Origin of the sequence: Acinetobacter sp. YH12068_T (assembly GCF_024606005.1) — a bacterium.
Lineage (GTDB): Bacteria > Pseudomonadota > Gammaproteobacteria > Pseudomonadales > Moraxellaceae > Acinetobacter > Acinetobacter amyesii.
Window position 1 is genome coordinate 2899327 of the sequence record NZ_CP094555.1, and the last position, 23738, is coordinate 2923064.

General features: G+C 39.8%; 23 protein-coding genes and 1 pseudogene. 10 read left to right on the plus strand and 14 right to left on the minus strand.

From position 1 onward, the window contains the following. Positions 1–64: 64 nt before the first annotated feature. The 6 genes from MST18_RS13815 to MST18_RS13840 all read left to right on the plus strand — a co-directional run bounded on the left by MST18_RS13815 (position 65) and on the right by MST18_RS13840 (position 3924). On the plus strand, positions 65–538 hold the full coding sequence (locus tag MST18_RS13815) for a hypothetical protein (RefSeq protein WP_180132720.1): 474 nt from the start codon (positions 65–67) through the stop codon (positions 536–538). Between the two features lie 234 nt (positions 539–772). Then, positions 773–1057 (plus strand): DUF3060 domain-containing protein, encoded by a 285-nt coding sequence (locus MST18_RS13820; protein WP_180121975.1) that lies wholly within the window; start codon positions 773–775, stop codon positions 1055–1057. A 106-nt stretch (positions 1058–1163) separates the two neighbouring features. Then, the gene (locus MST18_RS13825; protein WP_180121973.1) at positions 1164–1553 is read left to right on the plus strand and encodes a hypothetical protein; all 390 of its coding nucleotides are present in this window, start codon (positions 1164–1166) and stop codon (positions 1551–1553) included. A gap of 353 nt (positions 1554–1906) precedes the next feature. Further along, the gene (locus tag MST18_RS13830; protein ID WP_180132721.1) at positions 1907–2554 is read left to right on the plus strand and encodes a hypothetical protein; all 648 of its coding nucleotides are present in this window, start codon (positions 1907–1909) and stop codon (positions 2552–2554) included. 260 nt (positions 2555–2814) lie between these two features. After that, entirely contained in the window at positions 2815–3303 is a 489-nt protein-coding gene (locus MST18_RS13835; RefSeq protein WP_180113705.1) for a hypothetical protein, read from the plus strand. Positions 3304–3414: 111 nt separating this feature from the next. Further along, a complete protein-coding gene (locus tag MST18_RS13840) occupies positions 3415–3924 on the plus strand; it encodes a hypothetical protein (RefSeq protein WP_180132722.1) in 510 nt (169 codons plus the stop codon). Positions 3925–4429: 505 nt separating this feature from the next. Here MST18_RS13840 and MST18_RS13845 read toward each other — a convergent pair. The 3 genes from MST18_RS13845 to MST18_RS13855 form a co-directional block, all read right to left on the minus strand. Further along, positions 4430–5383, minus strand: coding sequence for a 2-hydroxyacid dehydrogenase (locus MST18_RS13845; RefSeq protein ID WP_180132723.1), 954 nt, complete (start codon positions 5381–5383; stop codon positions 4430–4432). 97 nt (positions 5384–5480) lie between these two features. Beyond that, the gene (locus tag MST18_RS13850) at positions 5481–5672 is read right to left on the minus strand and encodes a hypothetical protein (RefSeq protein ID WP_078189765.1); all 192 of its coding nucleotides are present in this window, start codon (positions 5670–5672) and stop codon (positions 5481–5483) included. Between the two features lie 124 nt (positions 5673–5796). Continuing rightward, positions 5797–7068 carry an alpha/beta fold hydrolase gene (locus tag MST18_RS13855; RefSeq protein ID WP_180132850.1) on the minus strand — a complete coding sequence of 424 codons (1272 nt, stop codon included), beginning with the start codon at positions 7066–7068 and terminating at the stop codon, positions 5797–5799. Between the two features lie 116 nt (positions 7069–7184). Between MST18_RS13855 and MST18_RS13860 the strand changes: the two genes are divergently transcribed. Then, positions 7185–7961, plus strand: a complete 777-nt coding sequence (locus tag MST18_RS13860) for a class I SAM-dependent methyltransferase (protein ID WP_180034986.1) — start codon at positions 7185–7187, stop codon at positions 7959–7961. A gap of 15 nt (positions 7962–7976) precedes the next feature. After that, on the plus strand, positions 7977–8546 hold the full coding sequence (locus tag MST18_RS13865) for a hypothetical protein (RefSeq protein WP_180128374.1): 570 nt from the start codon (positions 7977–7979) through the stop codon (positions 8544–8546). 139 nt (positions 8547–8685) lie between these two features. Here MST18_RS13865 and MST18_RS13870 read toward each other — a convergent pair whose 3' ends face one another. From MST18_RS13870 to MST18_RS13880, 3 genes are all read right to left on the minus strand, one after another. Beyond that, a complete protein-coding gene (locus MST18_RS13870; protein ID WP_180132724.1) occupies positions 8686–9096 on the minus strand; it encodes a GFA family protein in 411 nt (136 codons plus the stop codon). A gap of 73 nt (positions 9097–9169) precedes the next feature. Further along, entirely contained in the window at positions 9170–10375 is a 1206-nt protein-coding gene (locus MST18_RS13875; RefSeq protein WP_180132725.1) for a TIGR03862 family flavoprotein, read from the minus strand. A gap of 6 nt (positions 10376–10381) precedes the next feature. Further along, on the minus strand, positions 10382–11032 hold the full coding sequence (locus MST18_RS13880) for an SAM-dependent methyltransferase (protein WP_180132851.1): 651 nt from the start codon (positions 11030–11032) through the stop codon (positions 10382–10384). An 84-nt stretch (positions 11033–11116) separates the two neighbouring features. On the opposite strand from MST18_RS13880, the gene MST18_RS13885 reads away from it, so the two are divergent. Beyond that, positions 11117–11302, plus strand: a complete 186-nt coding sequence (locus MST18_RS13885) for a DNA gyrase inhibitor YacG (RefSeq protein WP_067764029.1) — start codon at positions 11117–11119, stop codon at positions 11300–11302. 100 nt (positions 11303–11402) lie between these two features. Here MST18_RS13885 and MST18_RS13890 read toward each other — a convergent pair whose 3' ends face one another. From MST18_RS13890 to MST18_RS13910, 5 genes are all read right to left on the minus strand, one after another. Continuing rightward, a complete protein-coding gene (locus MST18_RS13890) occupies positions 11403–12047 on the minus strand; it encodes an MBL fold metallo-hydrolase (RefSeq protein ID WP_180132726.1) in 645 nt (214 codons plus the stop codon). A gap of 12 nt (positions 12048–12059) precedes the next feature. After that, positions 12060–13082 (minus strand): ferrochelatase, encoded by a 1023-nt coding sequence (gene hemH / locus MST18_RS13895; RefSeq protein WP_180132727.1) that lies wholly within the window; start codon positions 13080–13082, stop codon positions 12060–12062. A 65-nt stretch (positions 13083–13147) separates the two neighbouring features. After that, complete coding sequence (locus MST18_RS13900) at positions 13148–14176, minus strand: DUF4062 domain-containing protein (protein ID WP_180132728.1); 1029 nt, start codon at positions 14174–14176, stop codon at positions 13148–13150. A gap of 121 nt (positions 14177–14297) precedes the next feature. Then, positions 14298–15182: a glutamate racemase gene (gene murI / locus MST18_RS13905; protein ID WP_067764041.1), complete on the minus strand. Its 885-nt coding sequence runs from the start codon at positions 15180–15182 to the stop codon at positions 14298–14300. 48 nt (positions 15183–15230) lie between these two features. Further along, a complete protein-coding gene (locus tag MST18_RS13910) occupies positions 15231–15839 on the minus strand; it encodes a DUF1285 domain-containing protein (RefSeq protein ID WP_180084748.1) in 609 nt (202 codons plus the stop codon). A gap of 194 nt (positions 15840–16033) precedes the next feature. On the opposite strand from MST18_RS13910, the gene MST18_RS13915 reads away from it, so the two are divergent. After that, positions 16034–17746: an electron transfer flavoprotein-ubiquinone oxidoreductase gene (locus tag MST18_RS13915; protein WP_078192805.1), complete on the plus strand. Its 1713-nt coding sequence runs from the start codon at positions 16034–16036 to the stop codon at positions 17744–17746. 837 nt (positions 17747–18583) lie between these two features. Here the strand turns inward: MST18_RS13915 and MST18_RS13920 are convergent. The 3 genes and pseudogenes from MST18_RS13920 to tusA all read right to left on the minus strand — a co-directional run bounded on the left by MST18_RS13920 (position 18584) and on the right by tusA (position 23625). Continuing rightward, the gene (locus MST18_RS13920) at positions 18584–19510 is read right to left on the minus strand and encodes a hypothetical protein (RefSeq protein WP_180132729.1); all 927 of its coding nucleotides are present in this window, start codon (positions 19508–19510) and stop codon (positions 18584–18586) included. Between the two features lie 1159 nt (positions 19511–20669). Beyond that, a pseudogene (locus MST18_RS13925) lies at positions 20670–23234 on the minus strand (type VI secretion system Vgr family protein); the annotation flags it as partial. 133 nt (positions 23235–23367) lie between these two features. Continuing rightward, entirely contained in the window at positions 23368–23625 is a 258-nt protein-coding gene (gene tusA / locus MST18_RS13930; protein WP_078189780.1) for a sulfurtransferase TusA, read from the minus strand. Between the last annotated feature and the right edge of the window lie 113 nt (positions 23626–23738).

The following is a 23738-nucleotide window of genomic DNA, read 5'->3' on the forward strand; positions in this document are numbered from 1 at the left end:
ATGCCGTTTGAAATCAAGGTAAAATCCTGTTAGAAATAGCGGGATTTTTTGATAAGAACAATATATGAAAAGTATTACAGCTAATCATCCTTACCGCCCAGATCTCTATCTTTTTATCTTACATGCAGTACTGATGGCATGCAGCTTTTACCTTTGGAAGGTTTATCCATACATTCCAAACAAGCCAGATATGGGTGCTTTATTCTTTTTGATTATTTCTGTTTTGGGTGGATTTATTGGAATCATCATCGTTGCGGTGACTTTGCCCAGATTAGACCGCACTGTGCGTTACTTAACGCTTTCAAAATTTGTTTTAAGTTTGGTGTATTGGTTGTCGAGCACAACCATTTTCGTTTTATTTGGCAGTACTAAATTTATATTCAATAACCCCCTTGTGTTATTTGTCTTTGTTTTTCTATTTTTTAGCAGTCTGTATTTTTCAATAATTCGTGTTGCTGATATGCGTAAGAAAGATTGGCTCATTATCGGTGGAGTATTGGGTGGCCTTGTGTTGTTGTTCTTTTTGCCAAAACTTTAATCGCTAAATAAACCAGCTAAGGCTTCATTGTATATTTAGGATAACGTACTGATAATTCAATGAGACGGTTTGAAACATTAGATAAATCACCAAGCGAAATCACTTCTTAATACATCAATGTGAAAAAGATCTGGCATTGCACTCAATATCTCGTTTTAAATAAAGATGAATAAAAAATTACTTAGCTTTGGACTATTGATTCTATCTTTTTCTTCTGCAAATGCTGGAACGGAAATGACTCATTCCCAAATCAGCATTTCTTCACCCGATACCGTTGCAAGTTATGATTGCGCAGGACGCTCAGTGAATATTCCTGCTCCAGATAGCCGTATTACTCTAAAAGGCAGTTGCCCGATGATTACGGTTGCAGGTCCAAATACAATGGTCTATGTAGAATCAGTCAATAAAATCAATATTTATGGGCCGAATTCGAAAGTGTATTATCAAAAAAGCACCCATCCATCACGCCAAGTCAGCATCAATGCCGTTGGTCCAGGAAGTGCGGCCTATAAACGTTAAATATTAAGTGAATGAAGTTGAATTTAGGTTTAAGACTTAAATCTATAGCCAATAATTCACCAATTCCCTATACTCAATCCAACAACACTCAACAAGAATGAACCTTATGAAATTGAAAGCATTCCTTTTGACTGGTCTTGCGGGTATAACACTTTCTGCATGTACATCTGCACCAACGATTCCACAACTTGAAACAGGTGTATTACAAGAAGTTCAAAACATTGATGTCTACCCAGATACCACAGATAACAAAGCAAAACTGACTAAATTTGTAGATAAATGCGTGATTGAATTTACAGGCAATTTAGAAGAAGCAAAATCGGTTGAACAATGGTCATTTAAAGGCTTAACCCTTATTTCAGGTGGTACAGCAACCTTTGCCAAAGATGGTACAAGTTCAGCGCACAATTTTGATTTAAATGCGTCGGATGTACAAAAGAACTTCCTTGCATTACGCGGTCATTTTGCAAAAGATGCGCTTACACAATGTGAATAAATAATAAGAACCATATCTCCAAAATGGAGGTATGGTTTCATTTTTTTCTTGAATCTTGAACAATAATTCGTTCAAACCCATAATTTTTAATCATGAAAATCGTAACTAGCACCACACCACAGCAACGCGCAAAACACATATAAGCCACTGTATTTTCATAAAATTACAATACTACGTTAACTTAACCAAGTTTCCACACTTCAAACTTCCGCGTATCTGAGCTGTTATTGCATTGTGTGACTTATCGCACAAAACCACTTTTTGCTTTTTTTTACTCTTAAGATGTCCTCTGCTCCAAAAGCGCTAATGCTGAGTGCAACAGCAGCGTTCAATAAAAGAGGACAAATGCAAAGATGAAACCTTTATTTAAAACAACACTGATCACCGCAGCATTATTCGCAACCACCCCACTATTTGCGAACACCGCAGTAGAAGCCAATGCGAAAGTTGAAACACAGCAACCGTCTGTACTGCAAAATCTAAAACAAGACATTAATCAGTCTGCGCATACAGCCGGTGACAAAATTGAAAAAGGCGTCGATAAGACCAAAACATTCACCCAAGAAAAATGGCAAGACACCAAAGAATTCAGTGCTGACAAAAAGCAAGATGCAAAAAATAAATGGGCTGACCTAAAACAGTCTAAAGATGAAAAGTCAGATGCAGCGAAAGCCAAGATCGATGCCAAGGCTGAGCAAAATAAAGCTAAGCTTGATGAGCGCAAAGCACAGCTCGATGAAAAAGCTGCAAAAGACAAAGCAAAACTTGATGAACGTAAAAGCAATGTCGACAACAAAGTTGATCAAACCAAGAGCTATTTAGGTGAAAAAGCTCAGGAAGGTCGCCAATTTGCCAGTGAAAAATGGCAACAAACCAAAGCGAATTTCCAAAAAGGTCAAGAAGCCAATGTGAGTGGCAGCAGCAATGTACAGTTGAAAACGCCTGTCGCACAAGCTGAAGTCCATAGCTCACATGAAGCCAGCTTAGGTGCTCACAAATAAATAAACTGGCTTTCATACCCTCTCCTCCAGAGAGTAAGCTCACCCTTCGGTGGGCCTTTTTTACCTTAAGCAAAATACAAACGTGTACAAAGCTGTCATTTGCTGTATTGATTTTGCTACGGCAAGTTTTTTTCGCTGCAATTTTTCCTATAATGCGTTAAAACCATTCATCAGATAGAAAATCTATAAAATTCAGAGGTGAAGCTGTGAAAATTTCATTAAAAGCAACGTTATGCCTAAGCTTAATATTCACGACACCCATGCTTTGGGCACAAGAAAACACAGCAGCGCAAAGTACTGAGCAACAAGCGAAAAAACCTGTGAGCCCTTATGGCGATAATCCAAATTTATTGCATGTGTGGGCCTATAAAGCCCAAGAAGGCGTGGTCGGTGCTGCTAAAAATATTGGTGAAATGACTGAACGTGGAATTTCTAAAATTAAGCCTTCGGTTGACCAAGCTTGGGACAATACGAAAACTGCTACTCAAAATACAGTGCAACAGGTTGATCAGGGCGCACAGCAAGCCACTCAAAACGTCAATGAAAAATTGAAACAAACCCGTGAAAATATTACAGGTAAAACTAGCCAACCTGCGCCCATTAGCCAACAGTCGTTGAGTGAACCGTCTTCAGGCAATACAATCAATACGGCTCCGAGCAACAATGCGGGGCAAAATAACAATCAATATCCTCAAAGTAGCTATCCTTCGAGTTCGACGTCTACAACCTATCCTGTGACTGATTTATAATTTAACAGTACATTTAAAAGCTCAACTTTGGTTGGGCTTTTTTAAAACCAAAATTAAATACTTTTGGTCTTTGGCCTATGCCTATAAAAATAATGAATTAATGAGAAAAAAATGCGAATTTTATTTGGTATCTTGCTTGGCATTCTGCTCTGTGTTGGCTCTGTGATTGGCTTACAACGTTTTCCACAATTGTTGAAAAGTTATCCACAGTTGCAAACTATTTTTCCCCAATTGTACGATTCATACCAATATAATCATGATGCCGAAGGTAAATTATTACAAACCTTAGAGATGCTAGATGACGAAGAATACAAATCGACTGAAGGCAATGAAGCGACACTGTATCAACTCGATGATCAATGCAAAATTAATCTTTATGTTTTTGGAGAATCCAATCAATCCCTAACAAGTTATTATTTTCACAATGATCAGATTTTACGTGCCTATGAGACAAATTTGATCTACCCAAATGGTGGCTTTAATCCTGTACCCAATACCAAAGAGCCTTTTAAACTCGAAAAAAGTTATTTACGAATCATGATGCCAAACAGTATCAAGACTGAACTTGAATTTGAGCGGATCAAAAATCATTTCAATGTTAAATTTTTGAAAAAATGCTGAAATTTAACTATTAAATTAAGCATTAAGCATTAGGCTTGAGATATCGCCAACGTACAAACGATGCAGTACAGATTTGAATAAGCATCAACAGGCAAAATGGATAGTCAACCCAGACTGATAAACGATCAATATGCGCAACCTCTCCAAAGACGGAAAAATAGACCTGTCCCACAATAATAGGTACCACAACCAGCCATAGTCCCCAATACCAATAGCGATTTAAAAAATCAATAAGCGCTAAGATAAAATGCGCAATAAAAAAATACCGAAACCAGCACAACTTGTAAGGTCGGCATGAATTTATGAACTTCAAAATCAGGGTTCTGGAATAAATAATTTTCACTGATATTTAGTACATAACTGTACCATGCCCAAGTGATGCATGCGGTAAAGAGAATCAGCATGCAAAATATTCTTAAACTTTTTTTATTGGCAAGATCGACCTGCATAGACATCCCTATTTATATGGAGCATTGTTCAAAAATAATATTCCTTAAACACGATTTTAATTCACCTGTCGAATGACTATCCCCGCTTTAAAGGCTTCTACATTTTCCACCAATTGCTGCACAATGCGTTGTCGCGCATCGACGCTTCCCCATGCACTATGTGGGGTAATGATTAAATTTGGAATACTTGGGTCGAGCAGCACATTACCCTGCTTAGGTGGCTCAACCGTCAGGACATCGGTTGCCGCACCTGCGATCTTACCTGATTTTAATGCCTCGGCTAATGCCGATTCATTAACCACACCACCTCGTGCACAATTGATCACAAAGGCCGATGCTTTCATTTGAGCCAAGCTTTCATGATTGAGTAAATCACGAGTTTCCTCTGTTAAAGGACAATGCAAACTGAGAAAATCGACCTGCACTAACATCTCAGAAAATGCCACACGCTCAGCTGCCATAGGTCGATTCGGTAGCGCGCCAATCATAATTTTCATGCCAAACACTTTAGCCAAATGGGCCACGGCTTGACCCAATTCGCCATAGCCGACAATCCCCAAAGTCTTACCAGCCAACTCAATAATTGGAAAATCTAGTAAGCAGAACTGATCTGCTTTTTGCCAATCTCCCTGTTGGACCGCCCGATCATACTGTCGAAACGATGTCGCCAAGTTCAACATTAACATCAAGGTATGCTGTGCGACCGCAGCGGTGCCATAAGCTTGGCAATTACACACCACGATGCCTTGTTGCTGTGCGTGTACAAGGTCAACGTTATTGGTGCCAGTAGCAGAAATCAAGATCAGTTTTAATTGCGGATTGAGCTGCATGTGCTCAGCATTGATGTGTACTTTATTGCTGATAATCACATCAGCCTCTTGTATGCGCTGAGCAACCTCTGCAGCCATTGTTGCGGGATAGAGCGTCAAGTCATCAAACTGTGCTTCTAGTCCGCTAAAATCTAAGTCCTGTTTATCTAGAGACTGATAATCTAGAAATACCGCTTTCATGGCTGCTTCCCTTCTGGCCGATTATAAAAATTCGATTGTGGATGATTAAAACCTGTGATGCACCAAAGTGCAATCGAACAGCATATAAAAAAACCCGCTATTTCGCGGGTTTATCGAGATGATGTTGCAATGAATTTCGAATTTTGAGTATGACATAAATGGTCAGTATCGTAAGTAACAACATACTGCTGCTAAAAATCAGTATGCTTGAACTAACCCCCTGTGCATAGGCTGAACCCATGGTCAGCACTAAGATGAATAATACAGCAAGCATCTGTGTTGAATGCATACTGATACCCCTCGTATTCCTCATGATGTTTTAGGTAGTATGATTGTTTTTTATACTACCTTTCTCTCATCATAATCTCTTCCTACAAATTAGCAAGCTTTGGATTTTCAACCCAATGTCGAGCTTAAATTTGTTCGGGTTGCACCACAAACTGGCAAGATGCATCGGCATTTTCCACAAAGAAGACTTGACCAAATTCATCGCTACTCAAACGCAATTCTTTATAGTTCAGCGTGTAATAGCCCACATATTTCTGCATTAAAATCGGATGCATACCTGCCGCCAGTTCATCTTGAGCTAAGACCAATTTCATTACCTGACGGTCATTCATCACCACCATGTAACGCTCATCTTGGACTTGGACGTAAACTAGACCTGTGCCTTTTGGCTGTAAAGGAATCAAAAACTTATGGTTCAGCGCAATCACACCGGCTGCATAGCTTTCAATTTTTTGGCTAATCACATTAAACACTAAACCATGTTCAAACTGGTCGAGTAGTAGGCTACGATTTTCCTGTGGCAAAAAGGTCGTGATCCCCAACTTTTGCAGATCTTGCTCACTGACTTGTATGTTATTAAACAATACCCGTAATAAGGTTTGTTTTTGTTTGGCATCAAAAAACTGAGGGTCAAGCTGAAACGAATTGCTTTTTAAAATTTCACCCAAGGCATCACGATGGCGTGTCAGTAAATTTTCGATGACTTTTCGATAATAAAATTTGCTGTTTTTCTTAACCCGACGCATTTTTTGATAAAAATACGGTGCATCAAAAGGATGCCTTAAGAAATCATTTAACAGTTCAGAACTCGCCAATACCGCAATGGCATCATGCCCTGTAAACGGCAGATGCAACACATGCACATGCGGAATTAAAGCCTGTAATTTTTCAAAGTGAGCGCGATCTTCTGGACAATAAGGATCATACACCACGATATATTCACGTGTAGTCGATACATCTTCCGCAAGTACTCGCATATTGGCATGCAGATTAGGTTGAAAGAACATGCCATAGCGAGTATCGACAATGTCTTCAGGGTCTATGGAGAACTGTGGCACCATACTCACCACGCGCTGGAATCCAAATAAATTGGCATACTTAATGGCTGCATAGCCACCCATGGAACCACCATATGCAATACGTAGGTCAAATTGTTCGAGGATTGGCTTGATGGCTTGATACATTGGTTGCATTGACGATGCTGGAAACCACGATTTTTGTTTCGGCATCACACCAATCACATTAAAATCATACTTTTGCAAAGACTTCTCTGCATTGATGCTCAAGCCCTTGGCGCGGGTAATCAAATCACCGAAGGAGAAAATAAGCTCACGAGAACTGCCTGGCTGAAAAATGACACGAATTTGATCATCTTCAAAAATGATGTGCTTTTCCATTGTGCTTTGCTCCAGTCCTTGTTGCGTCACGCTTTTCCTTCCTTGTTGCATTCAAAGTTTATCTTGTTCCGAATATGCTATTTTATAGAGGCCATACAGATTAAAAAGTGCAGAATATGACACATTCAATACATCCTGCCGCACAACAAGGCTTTAGCTCTGCAGCTGAACTCTATCAACAAGCCCGTCCTGACTACCCGATTGAAATCAGTGCGTGGCTACAACAACATTTAGCTTTAGCCCCTCAAGCCCATCTGGTGGACTTAGGCTCAGGTACAGGCAAATTTCTCGAGTATATTCGCCCACTCAGTGAGAATATCACCGCGATCGAACCTGTACATGAAATGCTGCAACAATTGCAGAAAAAACATCCGCATATTGCAACTATAGCCGCCCAAAGTGATCAGATTCCACTGCATGATCATTCTGTAGCAGCGGTATTTTGTGCCCAATCATTTCATTGGTTTGCCACCCCTGAAACCCTCAATGAAATCAGTCGTATCTTGGTTCCCAATGGTGATCTTGTTTTGATTTGGAACCAGCGTGATATCCAAGTCAATTGGGTCAAACAACTCGCTGATGTCTTGAGTGAACTCGAAGGTGACACACCACGTTATCATAGTGGGCAATGGCAAAAAGTGTTTGAACAGCAGCAAACATTTAAATTAATTGCCGAAACCACCTTTCAACAATTGCATCATGGTACAGTGGAACACGTGGTTTCCAAACGATTATTGTCCACCAGTTTTATTGCAGCGTTAAACACGGATGAACAACAAAAACTGAAACAACAATTTGAAAATATCGTGGCTGAATCAACCCTAAAGACTGCACAGGATTTCATTGATTTTCCGTATATCACACATGTCTATATCTTTAGAAAAACACATTAGGACACGATTATGCTCATGCCAATCTCTTTTAAAAAATTCAGTGTCGTCTTCTTGATGGGTACGGTGCTAGGACTCACTGCATGTGAAAAATCAACAAAAACAGTGGAACAAAATAGTGAAATCAGTTCCGATGATCAAATCATGAAAGAGCTGAGTAGTGATCCTATTAAAAACTTTGCCAAGACCCCAGATGATCTACACGACTTAACGCTACTGACGCAATATGACGAGAGCTTTAGTCAAATTAGCGATGAGATGGAAGATGAGCTGATGAAACTGCGTGAGGAAGGCAAACTCACTGATGAATTTGCTACACAGCGTAAGCGTGACAACATCCAGTCAGCACTGAATATGCTCAAAGAACTCGAAATGAAAACTGAACAAGGCCGTTACATTCAAGGCTTGATGTACCAGTACTGGGACAATCAATCACAAATTTATCGTGAGAAAAATCAAACAGCCGATGGTGAGTTGAAAAATCCTAGTGATAGTGTCAAAGGTCTCGGTCAGTTTATTCATGCTCAAGAACAATTGGGACATTGGCAAGAACAATATCCTGAACTACAAAAAACTCGACAACCCTAATCATCCACCCTGTTGCAATCTATGCACCCAAATTCAACATAGATGAATGAGAAGGTAACACGAGCTAAAAAACACAAAATAAACTCAACTTCAAGGGCACATCCATGCCCTTGATGTTATTGCTCAATCTTGATTTTCGCTATGGTCGTTCAGCATATTGTGGTAAATCATCATGAATACTGTCCCATTCTGCTTTTGAGCTGACGAATATATGGCAGACTGGTACTTGCTGTATGGGTGTATCCAGTGTTCCTATACGTAAGCGATAGTAATCCGGGGTATCGGTTTTAATACTCATAATTGGTGAACCACATTCCCCACAAAAACAACGCTGTGTGGTTGGTGAAGATTGAAACTTTTTCAATATCTGTTCACCCGACACAATTTTGAAATCTGCTTTGGCTATTGGAGCATTGGTCGCAAATGCCGTGCCATTGGCTTTTCTGCACCGAGAACAATGACATTGCACGATCTCACCAATCGGACCATTAATTTCGTAGCAGACCGCTCCACACAAGCAGCTTCCGGTATATTGTTCTTGTACGCGCATAGTGGTCTTTCTTAGAAGAATTTCATCTCAAAATATCACAACTCCTCAGCAAGATTGTGACAATTTGAAGCGCTTAGCTCTGCAAAGAAACCAGATAGTTTTGAACCCCTTCACCCGCTGCTCGACCGGTTGCAAGGCATGCTGTTAGCAAATAGCCTCCTGTAGGCGCATCCCAATCCAACATCTCTCCGCAGACAAATACTGCAGGATTGCTCTTCAATTGTAAGCCATCATTTAGGACTGAACGCTTCACACCGCCCGCGCAGCTAATCGCCTCATCTATCGGGCGAAATCCATCAAGTTGAATATCTAAGTGTTTAATTTTCGCAGCAAGTAAGGCAGGTTCATGCCACAAAGATTTATCCACCAGTTCACGGACCAGTGCAGCTTTCGCCACATCTAAACCGGCTTTACGCCAAACATTGGTTAAAGATTGCTTTTTCGAAGGCTGTAATTTCTTAGCCAATTGCTCAACACTTTGATCTGGCAATAAGTCCAAAGTCAGCTGCATGGGCTGAGCAGAGTTCACTTGTTGACGCAGTCCTCGACCTTGTTTGTAGATCAATCCACTTTCCAGTCCATAGTGTGAAATAATGATATCGCCTTGGGTCGGCTCGGCTTGCTCGACCCATGCATTGACCCGCTTTAAAGGCTGTCCAAACACGGGCTGCATGAACTTCGACCAAACGCGTTCCACACCGGCATTACTGGCCTGAAAAGCTTCAATGCTCTCAGGCTGCAGCCATTTTTGCCATGCACCATCACTGCCTAAACGTGACCAAGACACAGCCCCACATGCCATAATAATCGCATCAAAACCAAGTACTTGACTTGATTCATCAACAAGGTTTTGAATCGTTAGCTGATTGGACTGCAAGTCCAAAACTTGATGTCGATAATGAAACTGCACCCCGTCGAAACTGAGGCGTTTTAACCATGCACGTAGCAAAGGCGCAGCTTTCATTTCAATAGGAAAGACCCGACCTGATGAACCAATATAGGTTTCAATACCTAGCCCCATCATCCATTGTTGAATCCATGCTGCATCCCACTGCTTAACCCATGGACTCAGCCATTCCACTTGATCATAGCGCTGCACAAATTGTTCAACGGGTTCTGCATGCGAAATATTCAGCCCCGTCTTGCCAGCCATTAAAAATTTACGGGCTGCCGATGGTTTTTGCTCATAAACATGAATGTCATAGTCAAATTGGCTAAGCACTTCCGCCGCCATCAATCCCGCAGGACCTGCCCCAATGATTGCAATACGCTGAGTCATGCCCAATTATTCCGCAGATGCTTCGGTGGGTTGCTTACCTTGTAGCGGCTGAAAATCATCAAAACGTGTGGTGTAATCTACAGGCTTGGTAATGATTAACTGCTGACAGAGTTCACCACGTTCTAGATATTTAATCTCAAAGTGTGTACGTGCTGAAGTCTCTGCAATGCGTTCTTTGACAAAAGGTAGCTTCCAAACATCAATTAACTGCTGCTGCGCTTCCTCAATATATTCAGGAATATTACTGGCCACAGTAATCTGACCACCCGGCTGCAAACGCGACAATAGAAATTCAAAAAACGGCATATTTAACCAGCGCTGTGCAGGATTATGCGGTTCAGGGTTGGGATACAGAATAAAGAATTGCTGTACTTGCGCAGGATGTAAGGCATGTACAACCCAAGGAATTGCATCTGCATGAACAGGGCTAAGATTTTGCTGCCCTTCAATTTGATGCTGTTTTTGCATCGCAACAAATTTTTCACGGGTACGCTCTACTGCGATCAGCTGAAATTCAGGATGTTGTGCAGTGAATAGTAAGGCGTGTTTTCCTTTGCCTGCACCAATTTCCACACAAATTGGAGTTGGCTGAATGGACTGAAAATCACGGGGAGCATGCATACGCTGCGCTTGAAATTGACGAATAGGCATAAACAGATCAAACTAAACAGAACCGCATAAGTCTAACAACTGCGACTGTTTTTGCCTAATTGAATCATCCATTTTCGCTGGAGTTGCCCCATGCCAACCACCATGAACTGCCCTCGCTGTGGCAAACTCACCACATGGGAGGACAATGAATACCGCCCATTCTGCTCAGATCGCTGCAAATTGATTGATCTTGGTGCTTGGGCCAATGACGAATATCGCCTGCCAACCCAAGATGCACCTCAAGCTGATGGTGGCCGTGAGGAAGATCAGTTCTAAATACGTTTAGCTCAAATTTAAATATAAAAAAGTTCCAATAAAAAAGGTCTAACTATGTAGACCTTTTTTTATTTTACCCAATCAAGTTAAAGCGTATTACTTAACCCGCTTTACTTGCAACAAAAGGATTGTGCTGCTTTTCATAGCCAATGGTACTCATTGGCCCATGCCCAGAAATAAACTGAGTATCGTCAGGCAAACTAAAGCATTCGCGTTGAATCGAGTCTAATAGCTGCTGATGATTGCCACGCGGAAAGTCAGTACGGCCGATAGAACCTTTAAATAATACATCACCTGTCCATAACACCCCATATTTAGCGTTATAGAACATAACGTGGCCTGGTGTATGCCCCGGTGCAAAACGTACTTCAAACTCTTCTTCACCCAGTTTCAGTGTTTCGCCACCTTCTAACCACTGAGTCACATGAACATTTTCAGGGATCGGAAAGCCATATTTGGCTGATACGTCTTGAATCATGTCGAGCCAAAATGCATCTTCTTTATGCGGGCCAATCACCGGAACATTCCATGCTTGGGTTAATGCCCCAACCGCACCCGCATGGTCTAAATGTCCATGCGTTAACCACAAGGCTTTGACCGTTAAACCGAGCGCTTCAACTTCGGCTTTTAATTTTTCCGGCTCTCCCCCTGCATCAATCAAGACCGCTTCTTTCGACTCAGAGTCCCAAACAATGGAACAGTTTTGTTGAAATGCCGTAACGGGCACGATTTTAACTTGCAACATAGGGCGAAAACCTCAAGGCGATGAATGGGCTAATGTTTGCTTTAAGGCATCAAGATTAGCTTGAAGTAATAAATTGAGCAATGCGACATGATCATCCCGCACGTTTAATGCGGGAATATAGCCATATTCACCACCGCCTGCAGCTTGGAAAGTTTCAGCATTTTGCAGCGCCAACTCTTCTAGCGTTTCCAAACAATCCGCTGAAAATGCAGGGCTCATAACCTGTACCGATTTCACGCCTTGTTTGCCCCACGCTTCCAAAGTGGCATCGGTATAAGGTTTCACCCATTCTTGCTTACCAAAGCGCGATTGGAAACTGATTTCATATTGATCTTCATTTAAACCGAGCGCTTTTGCGACCAAGTGCCCTGTTACACGGCAACGGTCAGCATAGGGATCACCTTTATCGGCATAAGGCTGTGGAATACCGTGGAATGACATCAATAATTTATCTGGTACACCATGTTTAGCTTGATAATCACGCACACTTTGCGCCAAGGCCTGTATAAACACAGGATGCTGGTAATAGTCACGAATAATGCTCAAACCCGGTAAATTACGCTGCTGTGGAATCCATTTCGCAATCGCATCATATAAAGGTGCCGTAGATGTTGCTGAATACTGTGGAAACAACGGAAATAATAGAATATGGTCTTGAGGCTGCTCAGCCAATTGCGCTAAAGCGGCAGAAATCCCCGGATTACCATAAGTCATGGCCGGAATCACATTCAGTTCAAATTCTGGATATTTTGCTGTGAGATGCTGTTTTACTGCGGCGACTTGCTCAAATAAAATTTCACGCATGGGCGAATCATTACCCCAAACCATGTCATAAGCATGTGCAACACGTTTAGGGCGAAATGGCAAAATAAACAAACGTAGAATGATTTGCCATATCGGTTTCGGGATTTCAATCACCCGCTGATCTGACAAAAACTGTTGCAGAAAACGACGCACTGCGGGCACAGTTGGCGCATCAGGCGTACCTAGATTCGCCAGAATAATGGTGACTTTAGCTTTCTCGACAGGCAACATTACACTTTTTCCATCAATTTGAATGACGCTAATGTAGCAGCTTTTAATCCATTTAATAAAATAGATTAATATGCAGATTTAAATTGAAAAACTCGATCATTATCAAGCAAATTACTTTCTAGTAATTTTTGACCTTTACTGGTCACTTGCCACAACATCCGCTGACGATCATCTCGGCCATTGGGCACAATCCAGTCATTCTGCCGCATCTGGCTTTTAATGCTGTGTAAAGCACGAATATTCACTTGTGCCCGCGCAACCGCATGTGCACGTGGCATCTCAATACGTGCATCATCCAAACCTGTTTCATTCAAAAACTCATTCATTCGTTTAGAGAAGAATTCTTCAGGGGTTGGATTAACAAAGGTTTCGCCTAAAATCGACAAGAGCTGCGCCCACGTCATTTTCTTCTGTACTTTTAATTCTTTGAAATTACCATCTTGATAAGCGTGCATGCGGTATTCAAATGAAAATAGTTCATGCATCGACACTTTTGGTAAAGATAGGAATGGATCAACTTCGCGTTTTCCAGACTCTGTTTCGAGTTGAACTAACTGGGCTTTTAAACGATCAATTTCATCATGTAAAGCTTGAGTATTCTGTGGACGCACCCAACCTGTAACAGGATAGCGTTCTAGCATTTGTGGCATGTTCAATCGAACTGCCATTTCTAAATCACGCAAACTACGATAGGTAAAAACTTGATCAACTTCATTTTGTAATAGTTTTCTAAATTCTTTAAATTTTTCACGGAGTTCAGGTTTAGCATCATGTAAGGCATCATCACGTGAATCTGGATCATCATGCATAAACACAATGACAGGTTTTTGCTTGGTCACCGCATAGATGTATTCAAGGTGCATATAGCCCACACCAGACACAGACTGCTCACCGTATTGACTGCCCAATAAAATCATCACATAGTCACAATCGTCAATTTGACGACGTGCAAAAGCAGTGCTCAATGGTGTGCGTTGTTCTAGCCCCCATGAGAAAAACCCCATTCCTACAAGCGTCTGAGCCAAAATAATCCGTTCTGGCTGCATTTCGCTACCAGATGTGGAAATGAATACTTGATAACGCTTATCGAGCATTAGTGATCCTCTCCCGCTGCATAACGCACTCAGCATCGAATTAATCTTAGCTGGAAAATGCGACATGACTACCCCAATAAAAAACTAATTTTTTCATTTAACGTTGTCCAAAATGACTGATTTAGTCTTCTGAACTTATAAGTCCGATGTTGGCAATGTTCCAAGAAATATCATCTTGAATCAGGCGCGCCACAACCGGTTTTAAATTTTCCGCATTATTGCCACTGACATAGCACTCTATACGCAAACAATTTTCTCTTTTCTGATCAAATAATAACTCATTTTTAATCAAAATTCGGGCTGTTTGTCGTGCAACTGCAAAACCTGAGTCAATTAATGTCAGCTTCTGACCAAAAATATACTGAATTGCCGATTTTAGGAAGGGGTAATGTGTACATCCAAGCACTAAAAAATCTGCACCTTGATTTACAACTGGCTGTAAAACCTCAGTTAATGTGTTAAGACAAGCCTCACTCATCTGCGCACCTGCTTCTACAAAGGGTACTAATTCCAAACTGGTAACAGTCAGAACATTGACCCCTGCCGGCTCAGCAAAACGATGCATCACATCTTTAATCAACTTTCCACGAAATGTCGCAGGTGTTGCAAGAACAGCCACTGTTTTACTTTTTGTTTGCAGAACGGCAGGCTTTAACGCAGGAACTAAACCAATAATGGGGAAGTTCTCCCCATAATGTTCACGCAAATAATCTAAACTAAAAGCAGATGCCGTGTTACATGCCACGACAGCGACTTTACAGCCTTGGCGGTATAACCACTCTATGGCATGTGCAGTCAATTCACGTATATTTTGATCATCACGTGGCCCATAGGGTACATGTGCAGTATCGGCATAATACACAATACGTTCATTCGGCAAGTAGCGCGCAATTTCTAAAGCCACAGATAAGCCACCAATCCCCGAATCAAATAAACCGATCGGTGCATCTGCGCCAGCTTTCGGCATGGGTACATCCAGTGGGTAAATGGGGTGAATGGCGGTCATAGGGTCACTTATATATTGTTCAGAATGACAAGGTGGAAAGCTTAAACCTCAGGTGCCTAATTGCAAGCGCAAATCACCACTTTGTAACACTAAAATGGATTCACCTTTTTCATTTTCAAGCAGTTCACCCATCTCAACCAAATGAAAGAATGCTGCACGCTGGATCAGTGCATTAATTCCAAAACGCACATGTACATAAGGGCGCAATTCACCTTGATATTCACGCATAAAAATAGGATGTTCATCATCCACAACAATCACGTCTTGTGTTGTGGTCGTAAACTGGATATAGCTCTTGTTTTCTAGCTCAAGCATATCGACTTGATTAACAAATAAAGGCTCATCTTCTACCTGTATTTCAATCTGCTCGACTGGGGTCTTTAAATAGAACTTGCTGTCTTCTTTCCATAGTACTGTCGAGAACAAGTCAATAAGCGCTTGGCGTTTGATCAATTGACCATCGTGCCACCATTCTCCATTGGCTAAAACCTTCAGATCCATTGCACCACAATGCTTTGGATGCCATTGATCTAATGGGGGGATTGACCTTTTGTGACCGGACTGTCCATCTTTTAAGTATTGTGCAATGTTCATTAAATTTCTATCATCCCTATTAATGAATTTTTTCGTCGGGTTTTCGTTCAATTGCTGCTTCATCCGCCTAATAAATACCTTAGTGACGGAAAAATAATATGATTCAGCCAATTGGCTAGAACTCGGTTTAAAACTATACTAGCCCACAATATCAAAGACACGATAGAAAAATTGTGTCTGGGCATTAAGAACACTCATGGCAGCACCATTTAAATGAATTGAATGGATGCCACCTTCCGAAATATGAGGAGTCCTACATGGAACACATCGAACGTGAATCGATGGAGTTTGACGTAGTTATCGTCGGTGCAGGTCCTGCCGGCCTATCTGCTGCGATTAAAATTCGTCAACTTGCAATTGAAAATAACCTAAACGATCTGTCCGTTTGTGTCGTGGAAAAGGGCTCCGAAGTAGGTGCGCATATTCTATCGGGTGCTGTGCTTGAACCCCGCGCGATGAATGAATTGTTCCCAGATTGGAAAGAACAAGGCGCACCGTTAAATGTGCCTGTGACTGAAGATAAAACCTTCTTCTTATTGTCTGATGAAAAATCACAAGAAGCACCGCATTGGATGGTGCCAAAAACCATGCATAACGATGGCAACTATGTTATTTCGTTAGGTAACGTGGTTCGCTGGTTAGGTGCTAAAGCTGAAGAATTAGAAGTGTCTATTTTCCCAGGCTTTGCAGCATCTGAAATTCTTTACCATGAAGACGGGACTGTGAAAGGTATTCAGACTGGCGACATGGGCATTGGTAAAGATGGCGAACCAACGCACAACTTTACCCCTGGCTATGAACTTCATGCGAAATACACATTATTTGCTGAAGGCTGTCGTGGTCATTTAGGTAAACGTTTAATCCAAAAATTCAACTTGGATAAAGATGCCGATCCACAACATTACGGTATTGGTATTAAAGAATTATGGGAAATAGATCCTGCTAAACATAAACCAGGTTTGGTGATGCACGGTGCAGGTTGGCCTTTAAGTGAAACAGGTTCTTCAGGCGGTTGGTGGTTATACCACGCTGAGAACAACCAAGTGACTTTGGGCATGATCGTTGACTTATCATATACCAATCCACACATGTATCCATTTATGGAAATGCAGCGTTGGAAAACACATCCACTGATCAAGCAATATCTTGAGGGTGGTAAGCGTATTTCTTATGGCGCACGTGCGGTTGTAAAAGGTGGCTTCAACTCACTACCTAAATTCACTTTCCCAGGTGGTAGCTTAATTGGTGATGACGCAGGTTTCCTAAACTTTGCGAAAATCAAAGGCTCTCATACAGCAATGAAATCAGGCATGCTGTGCGGTGAAGCTGTATTTGAAGCGATTGCTGCGGGTGTGGAAAAAGGTGGTGACCTTGCCATTGCACGTGTGACTGAAGGTGAAGACTTCTTCGCTAAAGAGTTAACTGCGTACACAGACAAGTTCAACAACAGCTGGTTAAAAGAAGAGTTATATAACTCTCGTAACTTCGGCCCTGCTATGCATAAGTTTGGTCAATGGATGGGTGGTGCGTTCAACTTTGTTGATCAAAACATCTTTAAAGTGCCGTTCACGCTGCATGACTTACAGCCCGACTTCAGCGCTTTAAAAACTGTCGATGCTGCGAACTTCAAACCGAATTATCCAAAACCAGATGGTAAAATTACATTTGACCGTTTGTCTTCAGTATTCGTATCGAATACCGTTCATGAAGAAAACCAGCCTGCTCACTTGAAACTGACAGATGCTTCTATACCTGTAAATGTGAACTTACCAAAATGGGATGAGCCTGCTCAGCGCTACTGCCCTGCTGGTGTTTATGAAATTATGGAAGAAAACGACGGTTCTAAGCGTTTCCAAATTAACGCGGCAAACTGTGTTCACTGTAAGACGTGTGATATTAAAGATCCATCTCAAAACATTACTTGGGTAACACCTGAGGGTGGTGGTGGTCCTAATTATCCTAATATGTAATCTCTTTTGAGATTGAAATAAACCCGCTTAATGCGGGTTTATTTTTTAATATACAATCACACTCTTTAAATAAATATTATTACAAAAAAAATAATTCCTATAAAAAATTAATTTCATAATTAGTTTATTTTAAATAATTATCAATGTGTCATTTTATATTCATTAGATTTAGATATTTTATAAATAATTAAAAGAAATAATTTCACTAAGCCTAAATACAAATTTAAATTTCATCTATGTAGTAATATATTCTTTTAGATCCTTCAATTTGATAATAATTAATTTTAATTTCTCGAGGCTTTTCCATATTACAAAGCTTACTTACAACTTCATCTCCTCCACCGTACATTGTAATTCCCTTATTTTCAATCAGAAAATTAAACGATGTCGGCTCTTCATGATTTCGATGAATTTTTTCCAACTTATATTTTAAGGTTAGATCTTTTATCTTAGAAAAATCAGTACTATTAAATGGAAAAATCCCCCTATTACACCCCCTAAAAAAAGCGCTTGTTTATTTTTCTCGTATAAATATGCTATTTTTTCGTCATCAGCATATACATGCGAGCTAATGAGCACTATAAATAACAATCTAAAAACACCAACAAAATTCATCATAGCTCAATTTATTTATTAAAAATAAAAGACATAATTTTTCTAAAATCAAACCCACTAAATAAAATTAAAAAATCAATATCAACAAAAACCATTGCAAGAAAGTTTAAATAATTAAACAATCAGAATAAAATTCCGCCTACAAAATTATTACTTCAAACATTAAAAATACAATTCCCTTGCACAAAAAAATGTGAAAAAACCAAATATATAACATGCAATTCATTTAGAATAAATAAATTCATTCAAACTAGTTAAATAATGAAAATCACCTGCAATAATACTTGGCGATAGCACTCTAAGATCCATAACAACATAATATTTTAGCTCTGCATCATCTATACTTTTTTGATATTCTTCTAGCTTATTCATTTCATTTTTATCTAACTTGAAATGAATACTTTTTTTCATTTTCCCAGGTAATATTAAATTGTTTAATAAATCCTCATTTTTCTCTATCAAATTATATTTATTCAAACTAAATTTAAAAGATGCATTCAAACCATCCCTAATCACTAAATTTGATATTATTTTACTTCTTCTATTTTCATTACTCACCTCCCAATCATTAACTCCAGTGATTGATATATCTTGCCTAGATAAATTCTCAAATATCAATTCTAAAACATAATCAGATTCATTTTTTTTTATTTTAGTAATAATTTTAAATCCTATTTCCATTTTACTTTCACTGGAATTAATAAAATTTATTTTTTTTTCATTAAACCATTTTAAAACTTCCTGCCCATTACTGTCTTTTGAATTAAAAAGTATTGAAGAAACAGTATTCTCACCTGAAACTTCAAAAAATCTAAAATTTAGCTTCTTATCTTTACTACTTTTGACATCATATTTTTTATTAATCAAGAAAATTTTTTTTCCATATTTGTCATAATCTTCAGCCTCTTTTTCGGTTAAGCTTTTAACAATCAAACCGACTCCGTTTATTTTATTATTTTTACTATCTATTCTATCTACTGTAGAATTTTTCAAATAAAATTCTTTACCATTATTAGCCCAAAATTTTTCTATAAGAGGATTACCCCAATAATTTGGATATGTACTCGTGTAAAACTCTTGATTATTTTTCGCCATTGATACAGTACTCACAAATAAAATTGAAACCATTATAAATTTAAGATTTAACATCCCAATTAATCCCTGTTTCTTTTTCAAACCAATCTCGAATTTGATGCAGATAATATTCATGCATTTGTGGATTTTTAATTAAAGTTCCTTCACCCATTAAATTATTTTTTGAATTTCTTTTCCAAAAATCTGCAGGCTCTGCAATCTTAAGATCTATTTGATATGGTGGATTACTTGTAGCTAAAGTATACCTTTGATTTACTGCTCCCCCATAAGCAAAATACTCATCTGGCCAATTAAATAAATGACCAGATTCATGCGCATGTATATTATTCGACATCCAACTTGGCTCAAATTTCCAACATCCGAAGTCATATTGTTGAAAATCAGTTAATGAAGTTGAGTTTTCAATAAATTCATAAATTTGATAGTAATCAGTTACCTGTTTTTTCGATGCTTTGTATTCTGCTGTAGTATTTATAGACCAATTACTTGAATCCGCACGAGTACTTAATTTGTATATATTAACTTCATGACCATCTTGTGCTTCTACAACTTCCAACCAAACTGGAACTTTACACGTACATTTTGATTGAGCACAGTTTTTCGGATATAAATAAAAATTATTTTTATTTAAAATTTTCTCAATTTCAGATTTAGCTTTATTAAAGTCAAACCAATCTTTATATGGAATTTCTATATCCTCAAAAGAAAACATGGAATTTTGCAAATCTAAGCTAGAATCATATGGTAATTCTACTTCTATACCACTTTTATTAGTAACTATCTGGTTATTATTGTCAACTAAGACACGCTTTTTTCCTTTAAAAGATATCTTTGTTGTTACTGTTAAGAGGTTTTTAAGTGGATCAAACTTAATATCAAATGGTTGGCTTATCTCTGAATAATCATAAAATTTGACTTTATACCTCTTTGAATTTTCATAATAGTCAACATAACCATCTTCTAAAGTTTCATTTTTTTCTATACCTATTGATATTAAATTTCCGTTTTCATCCGTATCTACAATTTTCCCAGAAAGAGCTTCTGGTAGATAATCAACTATACTAATTGGTTTTAATAAAGATGAACAACTATTTCCATGTAATGCTGAATCATTCAACGCCGTGGATGACTCAGCATTAGATATATATTCGGTATTTGAATTTGATTGTTTTAACCTTATAGGACATTCGCTCACTGAATTTTCTTTGATTTTCAGTGCAGGTAAATTTACATTCAAAGTGGGAATCTTGTTCCCTCCCACAAACTTATGCTGCCCCGCCTTCACTTCAAACTTACCGCTAGTAGTAGGCAATACACCCCCACTACTAATCTCAATCTGACTACCACCCGCAACTAAAACAATTTTTTTGCTCGCTTTGATTTCAACTTTATCTTCCGTGGAAATAATTTGAATACCTTTTCGGGCAATCAAATCAGCCCCATCACCTTGAGCTTGGATTTCAACTTTGCCTTTGCCTGCATAAGCTCTTAATCCCTCTTGTGCTGCAAATAGACTGATCTTGCTTTGTGCATGGGCAATTAAAGATTTTTGACTGCTGATATTGATGCTATCGCCCGCACTTTGGCTGATCTGTCCTTCTGCTGAAAGATGAATATCTTCCTGACTACTTACAGCAATTGAGTTCGGTGCAGATAAAATCATTAAGGCTTGTTTAAAGGCATCAGCTTTTTCTTTACTGCCTTTTTCGATTTGCCGAAGGAAGTTTTTTAAATTATCCAAGACTTCAAGTGGGTCAGTTTGTTGATTTTTCGCCACTTCACTTAAGGCTTTACTGCTGTTTAAGTTGGCTTCGATTTGTTCTTTCGCCGCTTGTGCGTCGAGGTGCATTGCCGCTGCTTGTTGTTGTGGGTGTGTGCTGACAAGTAGCCCCTGTCCTGCACGTACTGCGCCCCATTGGTCTGTTCTTAGTTCAAAGCCTTCGCCTCGACCTTCACTTTCTGCCATTTCTTTGGGGTGACTGAGGTTACCGAGGTTGAGCTGAGTCGCGCCATGGGTACTTTGTAATTGTGTCGAGATTTGTCCCGTCGTGTCATCAAAGCGCAGTTGTCCAAAGCCTTCACCTTGGACTTCCTTACTTTTTATTCCAGCCAGTTTTTTGGTCTCAGGTAGTTTGCCTTTACTATCAAATTGGGTTGGACTGCGCTGTGCTTCATGTATACGCCCCACCACAAATGGTCGGTCGATGTTACCGTCAAAGAAATCGATGACCACGATTTCATTAATGCGCGGCAAGAAACGTGCGCCATAGCCTTCACCTGCCCATGGAGTCAGTACATCTACCCATGCAGAGTCCGTATCATTGTCATTGCTGCCTGCACCGCCATCATGGCTGTGGTCATCACCACGGGTAAATAAGAAACGGACTTTGATACGCCCCCATTCATCGACATGAATTTCTTCACCACTTGGCCCAACGACTTTGGCGCGTTGCGGATGGGTACTTGGACGGTGTTCGAGTGGGTTATATTCAGGAACCGTCGCAATATTGCGGCGTTGCAATGTGAGCTGATTGGCCTGACGCTCTGCCTGTTCATGGATCGGTTTAATGTTCCACTGACTTTGTTCAATCAGTTGATTGACTTGTTCAGTAAGGTCTTTGGGTAAGTTATTTTGGTTATAGAATTTCTTTTCTGTAATTAAAAATTGTTTGTCTGCACCACTGTGTTGATCGATTTCTGGGTGTTCATTCAATTCAAACCAATAACCGACTTGTGTATCACGCGCGGTCGATTGTGCATTGAATTTTTTCGATTGTAGCTCGTGATAGCGCGTTAGGTTTTGATTCAGTTTTTCAATCTGGCTATTGGATGAAGCGGTAGCTTGGTCTTCGCCTTTTAAATCTTGCATCCATGCAGGGCTGACATGCCATGCTTGTTCCAAACTTAAGCTGGCATTGTCTTGGCTTTGGCTATGCTGATGTTTGCTTTGAACTGAACCTGCGCCTTCTTCTTGGTTCAGTCCATCGGCTTGCCAGCGCTGCACATGGACCGCAGTCGGTTGAATGCTACGCTCACCGATCAAGCTGGTGATGCTGTCTTGTTTTTCAGTGGCGCTAGAACGATGAAAGCGGATACTACGACGGCTGAGCGCTTGATATTGGCTATTGTCATCAATCAGGCGGAGTTTTTGTTTTTCAATTGGTGCTGAGGAATGTGACACTTTCAGCTGCGCTTCATCGATGAGCCAGTTGATACCCTCACTGCGCCAAAGTCGGGTTAAAAAGTCATAATCGCTTTCATTCGACTGCATGATGAAAGGTCGAACATCATAGTTTTGGCTTAAACCGCTTAGATCTAGCGTTAGACTGGCAGCAAAGAGCGGACTTTTGCTTTGCCATTCTTTAAAAAGAGTCTCACTGACATCACGCACCGATTTGTTCATAAACACACGGCTGTTCCTGCGTTTATGCCACAGCGATGTTGCATCTTCTAAAGTGAGTTTATACAGCGTGAGTGAACCGTCACTCTGCCCTTGGGTGGCTTCGGTAATAATACCCGTGGTACGGAAGAGTTCGCCCTGATCGGTCACTTGATCAACGGCGACTTGTGCGCCAATAAATTGTTTTAATGGAATAAGGGCATTGGTAGATAGGCAAATCAAAGTCGCTTGCAGGCCTTGGTTTAAGACATGCTCCCCATCAATACGTTGAATAAAAAGCTCATCATTCAACGCAGGGTTGGAAAATTGCACATGAATGGCACGTTTTTGGGCGGATAAGCCTAATTTTTCAAGTATAAGAGCAATCGAATTTAACATTTTAAAAGTCTGTTTTTTAAACTTTGTATAATTATGCTGCGAATGATATAGGCTAGCCATCAGACTTGACCAGCCTATTTTATTAATAAAAATGTAACATCTTAATAATTATTATTTTTTACAATCTCTTAAATTAACCTTTCTGAACCAAATAATGAAATTCTTTATTTCCATTTTCATCAAGACGTTCTTCTTGAAGCAATAGCTCATGACCTAAATGCATACAAAATTTCGGAATATCCCAAGAGGTCGAATTATCTGTTGCAAAAACCTCAACAATATCGCCCGATTTTGATTTACGAATGGCTTGATGCAACATCATCACAGGCTCAGGGCAACGTAAGCCACGGGTGTTTAATTGAATTGATGGGGGCACAGAAGGCTCAGACATTAGAAAACTCAGTATTAAAATCTAAGGCTATTTTAGCATAATCCTGACGACCGAATGTTAGCTTGAAAAATGCAGATGATAACGTCTTAAAATGACTTGATCGCTCATCATCT

Excerpts from the sequence above, each read along its gene's own strand:
- MST18_RS13910 (WP_180084748.1), bottom strand. The coding sequence starts at position 15,839 with ATGAAGCAGCAATTGAACGAAAACCCGACGAAAAAATTCATTAATAGG.
- murI (WP_067764041.1), bottom strand. The coding sequence starts at position 15,182 with ATGACCGCCATTCACCCCATTTACCCACTGGATGTACCCATGCCGAAA.
- MST18_RS13920 (WP_180132729.1), bottom strand. The coding sequence starts at position 19,510 with ATGTTAAATCTTAAATTTATAATGGTTTCAATTTTATTTGTGAGTACT.
- MST18_RS13900 (WP_180132728.1), bottom strand. The coding sequence starts at position 14,176 with ATGCTCGATAAGCGTTATCAAGTATTCATTTCCACATCTGGTAGCGAA.
- MST18_RS13885 (WP_067764029.1), top strand. The coding sequence starts at position 11,117 with ATGCCAACCACCATGAACTGCCCTCGCTGTGGCAAACTCACCACATGG.
- MST18_RS13860 (WP_180034986.1), top strand. The coding sequence starts at position 7,185 with ATGACACATTCAATACATCCTGCCGCACAACAAGGCTTTAGCTCTGCA.
- MST18_RS13870 (WP_180132724.1), bottom strand. The coding sequence starts at position 9,096 with ATGCGCGTACAAGAACAATATACCGGAAGCTGCTTGTGTGGAGCGGTC.
- MST18_RS13820 (WP_180121975.1), top strand. The coding sequence starts at position 773 with ATGACTCATTCCCAAATCAGCATTTCTTCACCCGATACCGTTGCAAGT.
- MST18_RS13835 (WP_180113705.1), top strand. The coding sequence starts at position 2,815 with ATGCTTTGGGCACAAGAAAACACAGCAGCGCAAAGTACTGAGCAACAA.
- MST18_RS13890 (WP_180132726.1), bottom strand. The coding sequence starts at position 12,047 with ATGTTGCAAGTTAAAATCGTGCCCGTTACGGCATTTCAACAAAACTGT.
- MST18_RS13915 (WP_078192805.1), top strand. The coding sequence starts at position 16,034 with ATGGAACACATCGAACGTGAATCGATGGAGTTTGACGTAGTTATCGTC.
- MST18_RS13850 (WP_078189765.1), bottom strand. The coding sequence starts at position 5,672 with ATGCATTCAACACAGATGCTTGCTGTATTATTCATCTTAGTGCTGACC.
- MST18_RS13815 (WP_180132720.1), top strand. The coding sequence starts at position 65 with ATGAAAAGTATTACAGCTAATCATCCTTACCGCCCAGATCTCTATCTT.
- MST18_RS13825 (WP_180121973.1), top strand. The coding sequence starts at position 1,164 with ATGAAATTGAAAGCATTCCTTTTGACTGGTCTTGCGGGTATAACACTT.
- MST18_RS13830 (WP_180132721.1), top strand. The coding sequence starts at position 1,907 with ATGAAACCTTTATTTAAAACAACACTGATCACCGCAGCATTATTCGCA.
- MST18_RS13855 (WP_180132850.1), bottom strand. The coding sequence starts at position 7,068 with ATGGAAAAGCACATCATTTTTGAAGATGATCAAATTCGTGTCATTTTT.
- MST18_RS13875 (WP_180132725.1), bottom strand. The coding sequence starts at position 10,375 with ATGACTCAGCGTATTGCAATCATTGGGGCAGGTCCTGCGGGATTGATG.
- MST18_RS13865 (WP_180128374.1), top strand. The coding sequence starts at position 7,977 with ATGCCAATCTCTTTTAAAAAATTCAGTGTCGTCTTCTTGATGGGTACG.
- hemH (WP_180132727.1), bottom strand. The coding sequence starts at position 13,082 with ATGTTGCCTGTCGAGAAAGCTAAAGTCACCATTATTCTGGCGAATCTA.
- MST18_RS13845 (WP_180132723.1), bottom strand. The coding sequence starts at position 5,383 with ATGAAAGCGGTATTTCTAGATTATCAGTCTCTAGATAAACAGGACTTA.
- MST18_RS13840 (WP_180132722.1), top strand. The coding sequence starts at position 3,415 with ATGCGAATTTTATTTGGTATCTTGCTTGGCATTCTGCTCTGTGTTGGC.
- tusA (WP_078189780.1), bottom strand. The coding sequence starts at position 23,625 with ATGTCTGAGCCTTCTGTGCCCCCATCAATTCAATTAAACACCCGTGGC.